Origin of the sequence: Pantoea sp. Taur (assembly GCF_009830025.1) — a bacterium.
GTDB lineage: Bacteria > Pseudomonadota > Gammaproteobacteria > Enterobacterales > Enterobacteriaceae > Pantoea > Pantoea communis.
In genome coordinates this window covers 136,543-149,673 of sequence record NZ_SZZZ01000007.1, presented here as the reverse complement: position 1 = coordinate 149,673, position 13,131 = coordinate 136,543, and the positions used below count along the sequence as shown (strand labels likewise).

The following is a 13,131-nucleotide window of genomic DNA, read 5'->3' as shown; positions in this document are numbered from 1 at the left end:
CCTACAGAAACAGTGATGGACGCATTGGATCGCGAAGACTGGCGACCCATGGCAAATCAGCTGAATACTCCCGCTGATTTGCTGCAGGGAAGAATATCAATTCGCCCCGATAATCAGTGAACCATTATTGCCATTTTGCGGATTGCTGAACAGCGGCTGTCCTGCACCTGGCGCGGCTTTCAGCACCCAAACGCGGCCATAGTGATTATAAAATCCGGCAAGATGCGCAGCGTCTGGACCCACACCCTGATAGATGTCGAAGTGCTGACCTTTGATCGCCCCACCCACATCCAGTGCCACCATCAGGCGCATCTCATACTTGCCGTTAAATTTGCCCTTCTCGTTCAACTGCGGCACTTCGGCTAACAGCGCCGTACCTGCGGGAATCAATGAACGATCGGATGCGACAGACGCTTTGGCAATCAAAGGCACTGCGCTGGCACCGCGCACCGGCACATACTCTTCTGGCTTAAAGAATACGAAGGATTGGTTGGTCTCCAGCACGTCACGCACCTGATCCGGCGTATGTTCCTGTGCCCACTGGCGAATCGCCTGCATCGACATATCTTCGCGCTTCACTTCACCGCGATCGATCAGCTCTTTGCCGATACTGTGATAGGCCCAGCCATTTTTACCGCCGTAGCCGAAGAAGCGCAGTGGACGACCGTCACCGAAATCAACGTAGCCGCTGCCCTGCACGTCCATCATAAAGTTGTCGATCAGCGAGTTGCTCCAGGCAATCACGTAACGATCGTCGAGTCCGCCACTATATATAGAAGCACGGCTTGGCAGTTTCTGACCGCGCGTGCGTGGTGGCATGCGGTAAATCGGATACTGGAACTCCCCTTGACGCGTGTAGCGAGCTTCCACCACCGGCGTGTAGTAGCCGGTAAACTGCACGTTACCGTAGTTATCGGTGCCTTCCATCTGATAGGCGTTAAGGCCGAACTGACTCAGCTGACGGGTATCGGCACCGGAGAGCAGCCAGTTCTGTATGGCGCTGTAAGTGCCGGTGTTGCGGCTGTATAAGCCGCTGGAGGCGCTCTGAATCTGCTGAATCTGTACACCAAAATCTCTGCCATTCACCGGACGCCCTTTGGCATTCGGTTCATTGACCAGCCCAAGCGGTTGCTCCAGCTTGCCATCAATATATTGCTGACCACGGTCAGTCGGTTTAGAACTACAACCAGCTAACAGCGCGAGAAACGCGCCAGTAAGTGCATACTTCGCCCAATGTCCTTTCATCACTTTCTCTTTTTCTCGGTTGTTTGCACCGCGACGATAGCAAAGGGGCAGAGAGAATGAAATCCGCCACGAGTTACCGCGCTCACATCTGTACAATTAATCGCCCAATGGCACTATTAATCACCAACTGGCTGTAAATTTAAGGCTTTAACACAAAAAGGGGTTGCATCGCCGCGCGTCGAGAGTATAGTGCGCATCCACGGACGCGGGGTGGAGCAGCCTGGTAGCTCGTCGGGCTCATAACCCGAAGGTCGTCGGTTCGAATCCGGCCCCCGCAACCAATTCTTCTTAAGTGAAGAGACAATTTGAAAGTCGTGTAACGCGTCAGACGGACGCGGGGTGGAGCAGCCTGGTAGCTCGTCGGGCTCATAACCCGAAGGTCGTCGGTTCGAATCCGGCCCCCGCAACCAATTGTCTTAAGAAGAATACAATGTGAAAAGTCGCTTAACGCGGCAGACGGACGCGGGGTGGAGCAGCCTGGTAGCTCGTCGGGCTCATAACCCGAAGGTCGTCGGTTCGAATCCGGCCCCCGCAACCAATTACAGATAAGCACCTTAACGGGTGTTTTTTTGTTTTTGGCTTCCGATAAAAAAGCGGCACAGTGGCCGCTCTCCTCTCAGCGACGCGCCAGCACCGCACCTTTATCGAAATACGCCTTAATCCCATGCAGAATCGCCTCAGCCACCTGATGCTGATAACGCGGCGTGCGCAGCTTACGCTCCTCCTCCACATTACTGATAAACGCGGTCTCCACCAGAATCGACGGAATATCCGGGGCTTTGAGCACCGCAAACCCCGCCTGATCCACCGTGCGTTTATGCAGGTGATTAATGTGGCCCATGCGCGATAACACCTCTTTGCCGAATTTCAGGCTGTCGCTGATGGTCTGCCGCTGCACCATATCGAACATGGTGTGATCCAGATAGCGGTCACCGCTCATGCTCACCCCACCAATCAGATCCGATTCGTTCTGGGTTTGTGCCAGGAAGCGCGCTGCGGTTGAGGTTGCGCCGCTGGTCGAAAGGGCGAACACCGACGAACCGCGCGCCGCACGGCTGGTAAAAGCATCGGCGTGAATCGAGACAAACAGATCGGCGCGCTGTTTACGTGCTTTCGCTACCCGCACGCGCAGCGGGATAAACACATCCTCGTTGCGCGTCATATACGCCTTCATGTTGCGCTCTTTGTCGATCAGCGCCTTCAGATAGCGACCAATCTTCAACACAATGTCTTTTTCGCGCGTTTTGTATTTGCCATGCGCACCGGGATCTTCGCCACCGTGGCCGGGATCGATCATGATGATGATCGGACGATCGCGCCCCGCTTTGCCCGGCAAAGGTGCTTGCGCCGGTTGATCACGCTCAAGATCGCCCTGGTTGTAATCGTTCAGTAACGCCAGTAGCGGATCCTCTTCCGGCGAGGGCTGGCTCGGATAGAGATCGACCACTAAGCGATGTTTGATGCCCGCAACCGGTGCCAGCGTGAATATCTTCGGCGCCACGTTGCGTTTCAGCTCCAGCACCACTCGCACCGTGTTGGCATCAAACTGGCCAACTCGCGCATGTTTGATATAGGGATCGTCAACGCGCACTTGCTTATCCACCCCTCTCAGGACCGGATTGATATGCAGGTTATCGATGTCGATCACCAGACGATCGGGATTGCTCAACGTGAACTGTTTGTACTTGAGGGGGACGTTCGACTCCAGCGTCACGCGGGAGTAGGTTGACGATGGCCAGATGCGCACCGCCACAATGTGCTGACTGGCCGCCAGCCCGGTTCGCGTTACGCTTAATAGCATGAGCGCGCCCGCACCCTGTAATAATCGTCGTCGTGTAAAAGCTTCGGACATGCCGCTCCAACTGCTGTGTAATGTCTAAAATATCGTCAATCGACGAGTGAAAGGCGAAAACTTTGCTTAGCAAGCCGTGTCATGTTTTGCCAGAAAAACCAGATAATGCAGGCTGTTAGCATGGGTTGCATCAGGAAAATCGTAAAGTAACGTCAGGCCCGGCGCTTGCAATAGCCGGCAAAAGAGCATAAAAATACACAAATTACGAATAAACATTCACAGAGGGTTTGCCGTGAAGGAACGTAGTACTGAACTGGTTCAGGGTTTTCGCCATACCGTTCCCTATATAAATGCCCACCGTGACAAGACCTTTGTCATTATGCTTGGCGGCGAAGCTATCGAGCATGAGAACTTTTCCAACATCGTTAACGACATTGGCTTGTTGCATAGTCTCGGCATTCGCCTGGTGGTTGTCTATGGTGCCAGACCGCAAATTGATGCCAGCATGGCCCAGCAACAGCTGGAACCGATTTACCACAAACACACGCGCGTAACCGATGCCCAATCACTGGAACTGGTGAAGCAGGCTGCCGGACGTTTGCAGCTGGACATCACCGCTCGCCTGTCGATGAGCCTGAATAACACCCCGCTGCAGGGCGCGCACATCAACGTGGTAAGCGGTAACTTTATTATTGCCCAGCCGCTGGGCGTCGATGATGGCGTGGACTACTGCCACAGCGGCCGTATTCGTCGTATCGATGAAGAAGCCATCCATCGTCAGCTGGATAATGATGCCATTGTGCTGCTCGGCCCAGTCGCGGTGTCGGTGACCGGTGAAAGCTTTAACCTGACATCAGAAGAAGTGGCCACGCAGTTGGCGATTAAGCTGAAAGCCGAGAAAATGATTGGCTTCTGCTCTGAACAAGGTGTCACCAACCGCGAAGGTACCATTGTCTCTGAGCTGTTCCCCAACGAAGCGCAGGCGCGTATCGATGAGATGGAGAACGACGGTGATTTCCTGTCAGGCACCGTGCGTTTCCTGCGCGGCGCGGTGAAAGCCTGCCGCAGCGGCGTGCGTCGTAGCCACCTGATCAGCTATCAGGAAGATGGCGCATTGATTCAGGAACTGTTCTCGCGTGACGGTATTGGTACCCAGATTGTGATGGAGTCCGCTGAGCAGATTCGTCGCGCCACCATCAACGATATTGGCGGCATTCTCGAATTGATTCGCCCGCTGGAGCAGCAAGGCATTCTGGTGCGTCGCTCACGCGAGCAGTTGGAAATGGAGATCGACAAATTCACCATTATTCAGCGCGACAATCTGACCATCGCTTGTGCCGCACTCTATCCGTTCCCGGATGAGCAGATTGGTGAAATGGCCTGCGTGGCGGTGCATCCCGATTACCGCAGTTCTTCACGCGGTGAGCTGTTGCTGGAGCGTGTGGCGCTACAGGCACGCCAGATGGGGTTGAAGAAGCTGTTTGTGCTGACCACCCGCAGTATTCACTGGTTCCAGGAACGCGGCTTTACGCCGGTTGATATTGAATCACTGCCGGAGAGTAAGAAGCAGATGTATAACTATCAGCGCCGTTCGAAAGTGTTGATGGCGGATTTGCGCTAACGGCGGGGAATGCCAGCTAGCGCGGTTAAAGGCAGTTAAAGGCAGCGTAGGGAAGGTTTCGCTAAACGGTCTGGAATTGCCCAACGTCTTAAACTGATAACGTTGTCAGGATGCGCATCCACGCGCATCCAATAAAACATCTGCATTGCCTGCGGTCGGTTTCTTTACCGACCTCAACTCTCGCTCAGAATGACTCTCCGCTTAACCGGTCCAACAATCCGCTGCGACGCTGAGTGCGTAATTGCACCGCACGACGAAATACGCCTTCATCGCTGTAAAGGGTTAACTGTTTGCGCGCACGCGTAATGGCGGTGTAAATCAGTTCGCGGGTGAGTACCGGTAAAAACTGTGCCGGCATCACCAGCGCGGTATGGTCGAACTCCGATCCCTGCGATTTATGCACCGTCATCGACCAGGCCGTATCATGCGCCGGTAACCGGCTTGGCTGTACGGCTTTGATGCTGCCATCCGGCAACGGGAAGAAAACTTTCAGCAGCCCTTCATCATCAAACAGCGTAATGCCAATATCGCCGTTAAACAGCCCAAGCGCGCTGTCATTGCGAGTCACCATCACCGGACGGCCCTGATACCAGCGGCTCCCCCCCAGCGGACGACGAATCAGCTGCATCTGCATCAGTTTTTGCTCAATACGCTGATTTAATCCCTGCACGCCAAACGGCCCTTCGCGCAATGCGCACAGCAGCTGATAATGCCCAAATGCGTGCAGAATCTCTGCGGGCTGTGCTCGCTGGCTCACCAGCCGCAGGAATGGACGGTAGCCTTCTGCGATAGCATTCAGCATTGCCTGATAGGCCTCGCCATCATTGAGTGGCTGGCGAGAAATATCGCTAAAGCCCGCGTTAAATGCCGCATCGACCGCCTTTGGCTCGCCGGCATTGACCGCAGCCGCCAGCTTGCCGATGCCCGAGTTAGCATCAAAGCGATAGCTCTTGCGTAGTAGGCAGATGGCGTCGCGCACGGCTGGCGCGCTGTCATCATCGTGGCCTTCAACCTGGCAACCGGTTAACGCACTCAGCTGGGCTGCACGCGCGACGCTGTATCCCGCTTCCGCACAGCGGCAAATATCGCCCAGTACCGCACCGGCTTCTACTGACGCCAGCTGATCGCGGTCACCAAGAAAAATCACGCGCGCCTGGGGTGGCAGTGCGGCGATGAGATTGGCCATCATGCCCAAATCAACCATTGAGGCTTCATCCACCACCAGCACATCCAGGTGCAGTAAATTACCGGCGTGATAGCGCAGGCGCTGGGTTTCTGGCTGTGCACCGAGTAAACGGTGCAGGGTGGCAGCTTCCGCTGGGAAGCGTTGGCGCTCAGTGTCGCTGACCGGCAGTTTTTGCAGCGCTTTACCGAGCGATTCGGTTAAACGCGCCGCCGCTTTGCCGGTCGGGGCTGCCAGTTGAATGCGCAGTGCACCCTGGCTCAGGCGAATCAATGCCGCCAGCAATTTTGCCACGGTGGTGGTTTTCCCGGTGCCTGGGCCGCCGGAAATGACTGCTGTTTTCTGCGTTAGCGCCACCGCCGCCGCGATTTTTTGCCAGTCATCGGGTTCAGTACCAAACAGGTTATCCAGTACAGCACGCACCTCTCCATCAGGAAATGCCTGCGGAGCAGACTGCGCCTGAAAGAAACGCGCCACCTGCCCTTCATGGTGCCAGAGACGATGCAGATAAAGACGGCCTTCGGTCAGTACAATCGGTGCTGCCTGATCGTTGTTGCTGTTGCTCAGAGCAGGCCAGCCAGCCAGAATTTGCGTCCAGTCCTGCGGTTCACCCGCCGCCAGCCAGATAGCCTGCGCCAGTTCAGGATGGCGGCCATTGAATAACCCTTCACGGCTCAGCTGTGACAGCGGTAAGCAGACGTGCCCCTCACCCGCTTCCGCGCTGAGACAGGCAGCCGCCAGGAGGCGTGCTGGCTGCGTGTCATCCGCCAGCAACAGGGCGAACTGAACATCCAGTGAGCGCAGCAAACGCAGCTCAACCGCCTGTTGAAGTAGCGCTGTAATGCCACTCATGCCGAGGCTCCCTGCCCGCGAAACAGGCTATCCAGTTGTGAAACAAAATCCAGAGTTGGCCGTGTGTGGAATACGCCGTTGGCCGGTGAAGTGCCATCCATGCCACGCAGGAACAGATAAAACACGCCGCCAAAGTGCTGCTCGTAGTCATAATCTGCCACGCGATGTTGCAGATAGCGATGTAGCGCCAGCGTGTAGAGCTGATATTGCAAATCATAGCGGTGGTCGATCATCGCCTGTCTCATCGCTGCTGGCGTATAAGCTTCGTGGCTGTCGCCCAGCCAGTTGGATTTGTAATCCAGCAGGTAATATTTGCCTTGCCAGCGGAACACCAGGTCAATGAAGCCTTTCAACATGCCCTGTACCTCACGAAAATCGAGCGGCGGCGCATCGGACGATAAAGCATCCTGACGGATCAGCGCATCCAGATCATTCGCGGTCAGCAAACCGTCAATCGGCAAGTAGAAACCCATCTCCACGAGTCGATCGCTGGTCTGTACCTGACCGAGCTGTATCCCCTGATCGTTGAGCGGCGTACTCACCACGCGCGCAATCCAATCCGTCAGTATCGGTTGCCAGTACAATGGATAGCCATTCTGCTGCAGATGTTGCTCCAGCAATGCGGCCGTGGGGGGATGTGGGAAATCGAGAGATTCGAACAGTTCATGCAGGAAAGTCCCCGGCGCGGCGCCGCGCGGGAAATGGTGCGGTGTCAGTGCAGCTTCAGCGATCTCTTCCTGCTGTTCTTCGCCTGCGGCTTCCAGATCGAAACGTGGCATCACATCAAGTAGTCGCTGGCTACCGTGTTGCTGCAAGCCTGAGTAGCTGGTGACGCGCCAGGGTTCCACCAGCGTGCGGCTGACGGTGCGGGCGGCCAATGTGTCATGAGCGGGATCAGGCGCGTGCCAGCGTTCGGCTACCTGTTCCTGCACGTGCATCACCTCGGAACCCGCGACATTGTGCTGATTGAGTAAAGTTTCCAGCTGTGCCGCTGTCGCCGCTTCACCACGCTGCAAAAGATGGCCCAGTGCGCTCTTATGCAGATCGCTCTCGCCTTCTTTTTTGCGCGTGCCGCGAAACAGCGGTGCCACACCTACGCTACAGTGATACACCGAACGGGTAAGTGCCACGTACAGCAAGCGCAGGTCTTCGGCCAAACGCTCCTGCTCGGCCATCGCCAGGCTTGCGTCATCAGCCTGCAGATCCAGCACCGCCTCAAAGTTGTCGCGATCGTGATACAGCGCGGTATCCGCCTCGCGGAATCCGGCAGCGAACGGCAGCCACACAAGCGGATATTGCAGTCCTTTAGATTTATGGATAGTGACGATCTGCACCAAATGGCGATCGCTTTCCAGACGCAATTGCTGGCTGGACGACTGGCTGTCCGGGCTGGCTATCTGCTGCGCCAGATAACGCACCAGCGCGTGCGGGCTGTCGAGCTGCGCCGCCGCCTCCTGCATCAGTTCGCCCAGATGCAGCAAATCGGTCAGGCGGCGTTCGCCATTTTCTGAGGCGAGCAGGTTTTCCGCAAGCTGGCGTTCCTGTATCAGCTGGCGCAGCATCGGCAGTACGCCGCGCTGCTGCCACAGCAGTTGCCAGCGGGCAAAAGTCTCTACCAGCTCATCCCAGCCGCGCGCATCCTGATCCAACGCATCCAGCTGTGCCGCATCAAAGGCAAACAGCGAGGTAGCGAGCGCCGTGCGCAGCATACGCTCCTGCTCGGGAGCCAGCACCGCCTGCAATAACCACAGTAACTCGCGCGCTTCCGGCGTGGTGTACACGCTGTCGCGATTCGATAAATAGACCGAGGGAATGCCAAGCTGGTTGAGTGCTTCACGGATCAGATTGGCTTCGTTGCGGCTACGCACCAGCACCGTAATATCCGATGCTTGCACCGGGCGCTGCGCGGCCGCTTTACCCAGCAACGCACGCTGTTGCTGCCCCGCCTGTAACCAGTGGCTGATATCAGCGGCACACTGTCGCGCTAACGCCTGCTGATAATCGCCGACGCTGCACCCGTCGCCCGGTAGCAGCCAGAAACGCAGTGCCGCCTGATCCTGGTTATCCAGTGTGAGAGAAAGCGTCTGATTTGGCTCAGCGAAGTGCACCGGCAAGAAAGGGATAGCATCAAAGACAAAAGGCGCTTCGAGCCGATTGAACAACTGATTGACGCTCTCCACCATTGCTGGCGAAGAGCGCCAGTTGGTGTCGAGGGTGTAATGCGCGCTCACTTCATTGCGCGCGCGGATATAGGTAAAGATGTCTGCGCCACGAAAGGCGTAAATGGCCTGTTTTGGATCGCCAATCAACAGCAATGCATGCTCGGGCTGATTACCGTACAGCGTGCGGAAAATGCGGTATTGCTGAGGATCGGTGTCCTGGAACTCATCAATTAACGCCACCGGGAAACGCTGACGAATCGCCTGCGCCAGCATTTCTCCTGCAGGCTGCTGCAGGGCATCATCCAGTCGGCTCAGGAGATCATCAAAACCCAGCAGTGCCTGCTGGCGTTTTTCTTTCCGTACGGCGGCGCGGATATCCACCAGCGCGCGCGCAATCAGCAAATCGCGCAGTGAAATCGGCTGAGCCAGGAACCGGTCGATGGCTGCAAACAGGGCATGGTGCGGAGGATTTCCCTTTTTGGTTTTCTCCTCCAGCACCTGTTGACCAAAGCGCGCCAGCTCCGCGGGCACCTGATAATCCAGGGTTTCACTCTGTGCCCAGAAACTGACTTTATTCACCCACACCGGCAGATTTTTACTGCTGTAGCTGCGTTTGTCCACGTCGGACTGCCCCACCAGCGTCAGCACCTCTTCACCCACCGCGCGCCACTCGGCTTTCATCGCGTTAATACGCGCCAGGTTTTCGTTGTGGCGCATCGTCAGCGTTTCGTCGTCAGCGGGCGCTAAACGCAGGTTAGGTGATTCGCCTTGCAGCCATGGCCGCAACGTCGCCAGCAATTGCTCCGGACCACTCCACTCACTGACAATCACGCGGGCGATATCCAGTGAGAGTGGATAACAGTGGCGACGCCAGAAATCGGCAGTGGCCTGACGCAGCAGCTGTTGTTCATCTTCAATCAGCTGCTGTTCAAACAGCATGCCGGATTCAAAGGCGTTGAGATTGAGCATGCGCTGACAAAAGCCGTGGATGGTAAAGATAGCCGCTTCATCCATCTGCCGCTCTGCAGCCAGCAGTAGCGATGCCGCTTCTGCAGGTTGCAGCATCTCCAGTAGCAACTGCATCAGCATCGGATTGCGGCTGGTACCGCGAATGCAGGCCAGCCGCAGCTCATGGATGTTGGCACGGATACGTCCGCGCAGCTCTGCGGTGGCTGCCTCAGTAAAGGTCACGACCAGAATTTCCTCGACCGACAGTGGCCGGGCATAGGCATGTTGCCCGCCCAACCCCAGCAATAGACGCAGATAAAGCAGACCAATGGTGAAGGTTTTGCCGGTTCCGGCAGACGCCTCAATCAGCCGCTCGCCACGCAATGGCAGCGTCAGCGGATTGAGCGGTTCTGGCGGCTGAATCAGACTCATTGCGCGTCACTCTTAACCGGCAGGGATTGCTGTAGCTTCTCCACCTGATCCCAGGTCGTGAAGCCCGGCAGAGGTGCATAATCATCTTTGGTGGCGCCATCGTGGCTACCGCCAATCTGCGAAATCATCGCCATGCCCTGCTGTTCCAGCACCGCTTTATGGAAGAAATCGGCCACGCCCTGCGGCGTGAGCTTCTGAATCTGCTCGATGGCTTTTTCACGGGTATCGAAAGCAAAATTCTGCCGATTGAAGTCACGGCTGTAGCGATTCGCTTCTTCATCAAGCGTTTGCGGGCGCTGTTTTAAGTCGTTGATCAGCGCCTGCTGATACTGGGCAAAACCTTCCGGTTTCATGTCGCGCAGGCGTTGTTCAGCCTGCGGATAGAACGCCTCAAAGCGCTGCATCAGATAGGCCGGCTGCTTGCTGTTACTTTGCAGCAGGAAGCCAATCCCCCACTGGCGACCAATCGGCATCTGATACGAGAACACCGCATAGCCCAACTGTTCCTGAGTGCGCAGTTGGTTATAGAACCAGGGTTGGACAATCTGGCTCAACATGGTGCTGTTAGCCATGCTTTGATACTCGTCGTAACCCAGTGGCACGTAGAGTGCTGCCAGTGCAGAATCCGTGCTGCTTCCTGCGGTTTGCAGGTTGGCCTTCATGGCTTTATCGATCACCACGTAATCGCTGTGCCAGTAACTCTGGCCATCGCTGTGCAACTGCTGTTGCAGGTCGGCACCCAGCTGTTTAACGCGATCGGCAGAGAGGTTGCCGACCACCATCATTTCCGGCGTGGCGTTGCGCAGTAACGCATCACGGTAATCCGTCACGTCTTTCAGTGTCAGATCTTTCACCAGCTTACGGCGCGTCTCACGCTGGGTATACGGCAGCTGTGACAGCATCTGCATCGGCTGAATCGCCTGCTCAAAGGCTTTGCCCTTCTCGGCGGCTTCCAGTCGATCCAGATACCAGGATTTTGCCTGTTCCAGCTGCTGTGCATCAGGCTGGAAGCTGGCGTAGCCCTCAACCAGTTTTTTCAGTAACTCCGGCAGACGCTGGGTAAAACCACTGGCGCTGAACACAATGCCGTCATCTTCACCGGTAGAAAAACTGATCCCCCCCACTGACGCCTGCGAGTTCAACTCATCCAGCGCCACGCTTGAGAGATAATCATTCAGGCCAAATAACACCTGCTGACGCGCGTCGCTTATTGCCGCTTTGTTGCGCAGTGCCAGAGTAATGGCTGCCTTTGGTTCACTGGCGTAGAACTGGCTTGGCATCCAGTAGATGCGCATGCTGTCGCCGCTCGTGAGCGCTTCCGGATGCGTATACGTTTTGCCATCGCCAGGGATGATGGAGAAATCGGAAGGAATATACGGATTCAACGCCGGCATCGACAGCTGAATCTGCGTGCCACGCTGCTGCCAGTCACTGAACTGCGCATCACTGATCCTATCGACCTGGTAAGGCGCATTCACAAAGTAGGCTTCTTTGTTGTGCGGCTCATTCGGGCTGATATACCAGATGCGGGCATTTTGCGGTGTCATCTCATCCAGACGAGATTTGATTGCCGCGGGATCGAAGTTATCCGCGAGGTACGGTGCATCCAATGTGTGATCCACCGGCACGCGCAACATGGTATCCACTAACCATTCAATATAATCCATGTCACGGGTGATCGACGGATAGCGGAAATCCAGCGCCAGCACATGCGACACCTCATCGAAATAACCCTTATCGATACCTTTACTACGCAACATGTCGAGGTAGCTAAAGATCGCCGCCACCACTTCATCACGCTGTGCCAGGCCTTTGTCGGTCAGGGAGACCGTGATGGCAAACACGCCGCTGTTGCGGTCCGTCATCGGATCGGCACCGGCATTCACACCGTCGGCCAGCCCCTGCTTTTGCAGCCAGTCGTTAAGGGTGTTTTTACTGCGGTTGCCCAGGATGTAACTGATCAACGTATCGGTTTTGCTGCGGAACTGGTCGCTGTTGTTGGCGATGCGGAATTCAACTTTAAGCTGTTTTCGCGGTTGGGCAGGCACGTAGTGGATGATGATGCCTTTCTGCGCATCGGTCACCACCGGCACTTCGATTTTCGGTACGATGGCCTGATGGTTAGCCACTCGTCCAAAAGTCTGGACCGCAATGTCGGCCATATCTGGCAGCGATTTGTTGCTGTATATCACCGCTTTCATCAGATTGGCAGAGTAGTGGCTGTGATAAAACTCGGTCAGCGCCTGATGCAAATTGCTGTCGGGCTTATCGCGCAGCGTATCAAGGTTACCGCCTGAGTAGCGGGAAGCTGGATGCGCTGGATTCAGGGTTTCCGCCCCGACCTGCGCCATACGCAGGCCGTCGCGCGAACGCGCCATAGTGAGCTCTGCATTAACTGCATGACGCTCACGATCGGCGTTGACCGGATCGAGCAAAGGCTCTGCAATGGCATCGGCCAGACGATCCACCGCCGGTTGCAGTGCATCGTTTTCCACTTCCAGATAGAACGCGGTGCGATAAGACGCGGTACTGGCATTGTGACTGCCGCCGTGTTTTTTCAGGAATTCGGCCAGATTATCCGGTTGCGGATAGCGTTTTGAGCCCATCAACACCATATGTTCGGTATAGTGCGCCAGCCCTAGCTGCTGATTGGGATCGTCCAGCGAGCCGATAGGCAACGTCAGTGCGGCCAGTGATTTAGGCGCTTCTTTGTCAGACACCAGCAACACCGTCATACCGTTAGTCAGCGTGATGGCCTGATAACTGCGCGGATCGTGATCGCTTTTTCGAATCGTTTCATTGATGGGCTGCCAGCCGCGATCGCTATCGGCAAAGGCATTCAGCGCCAGCATGCTCAGCAGCAGCGCTCCCATCCAGCGTGCGTAAATCCGCATTT

The 13,131-nt window shown here is 56.1% G+C and carries 6 protein-coding genes and 3 tRNA genes; 4 read left to right on the top strand and 5 right to left on the bottom strand.

Translation table 11 applies throughout. The annotated features are described in order from the left end of the window. Window positions 1-96: 96 nt before the first annotated feature. Window positions 97-1,245, bottom strand: coding sequence for a murein transglycosylase A (gene mltA, locus FD744_RS12075; RefSeq protein ID WP_058961525.1), 1,149 nt, complete (start codon window positions 1,243-1,245; stop codon window positions 97-99). Between the two features lie 204 nt (window positions 1,246-1,449). Here mltA and FD744_RS12070 point away from each other — a divergent pair. The 3 genes from FD744_RS12070 (at window position 1,450) to FD744_RS12060 (ending at window position 1,783) form a co-directional block, all read left to right on the top strand. Beyond that, a tRNA-Met gene (locus FD744_RS12070) sits at window positions 1,450-1,526 on the top strand. 52 nt (window positions 1,527-1,578) lie between these two features. Next, a tRNA-Met gene (locus FD744_RS12065) sits at window positions 1,579-1,655 on the top strand. A 51-nt stretch (window positions 1,656-1,706) separates the two neighbouring features. Beyond that, window positions 1,707-1,783 (top strand) — tRNA-Met (locus FD744_RS12060). Window positions 1,784-1,861: 78 nt separating this feature from the next. Here FD744_RS12060 and amiC read toward each other — a convergent pair. Further along, a complete protein-coding gene (amiC, locus tag FD744_RS12055; RefSeq protein WP_160868327.1) occupies window positions 1,862-3,097 on the bottom strand; it encodes an N-acetylmuramoyl-L-alanine amidase AmiC in 1,236 nt (411 codons plus the stop codon). A 232-nt stretch (window positions 3,098-3,329) separates the two neighbouring features. Between amiC and argA the strand changes: the two genes are divergently transcribed. After that, entirely contained in the window at window positions 3,330-4,658 is a 1,329-nt protein-coding gene (gene argA / locus FD744_RS12050; protein ID WP_160868326.1) for an amino-acid N-acetyltransferase, read from the top strand. A gap of 184 nt (window positions 4,659-4,842) precedes the next feature. On the opposite strand, the gene recD is transcribed toward argA, so the two are convergent. Genes recD through ptrA form a run of 3 tightly spaced genes read right to left on the bottom strand, consistent with a single transcriptional unit; the run spans window position 4,843 to window position 13,129 of the window. Beyond that, entirely contained in the window at window positions 4,843-6,693 is a 1,851-nt protein-coding gene (recD, locus tag FD744_RS12045; RefSeq protein ID WP_160868325.1) for an exodeoxyribonuclease V subunit alpha, read from the bottom strand. Continuing rightward, window positions 6,690-10,235 carry an exodeoxyribonuclease V subunit beta gene (gene recB, locus FD744_RS12040; protein ID WP_160868324.1) on the bottom strand — a complete coding sequence of 1,182 codons (3,546 nt, stop codon included), beginning with the start codon at window positions 10,233-10,235 and terminating at the stop codon, window positions 6,690-6,692. Before recB ends, recD begins: the two co-directional genes overlap by 4 nt. Then, window positions 10,232-13,129: a pitrilysin gene (ptrA, locus tag FD744_RS12035; protein ID WP_160868323.1), complete on the bottom strand. Its 2,898-nt coding sequence runs from the start codon at window positions 13,127-13,129 to the stop codon at window positions 10,232-10,234. The genes recB and ptrA overlap by 4 nt, the downstream gene beginning before the upstream one ends. Window positions 13,130-13,131 lie beyond the last annotated feature (2 nt).

What these genes read in the sequence shown, in the direction of transcription:
- amiC (WP_160868327.1), bottom strand. Translation starts at nt 3,097, where the DNA reads ATGTCCGAAGCTTTTACACGACGACGATTATTACAGGGTGCGGGCGCG.
- recB (WP_160868324.1), bottom strand. Translation starts at nt 10,235, where the DNA reads ATGAGTCTGATTCAGCCGCCAGAACCGCTCAATCCGCTGACGCTGCCA.
- recD (WP_160868325.1), bottom strand. Translation starts at nt 6,693, where the DNA reads ATGAGTGGCATTACAGCGCTACTTCAACAGGCGGTTGAGCTGCGTTTG.
- mltA (WP_058961525.1), bottom strand. Translation starts at nt 1,245, where the DNA reads ATGAAAGGACATTGGGCGAAGTATGCACTTACTGGCGCGTTTCTCGCG.
- ptrA (WP_160868323.1), bottom strand. Translation starts at nt 13,129, where the DNA reads ATGCGGATTTACGCACGCTGGATGGGAGCGCTGCTGCTGAGCATGCTG.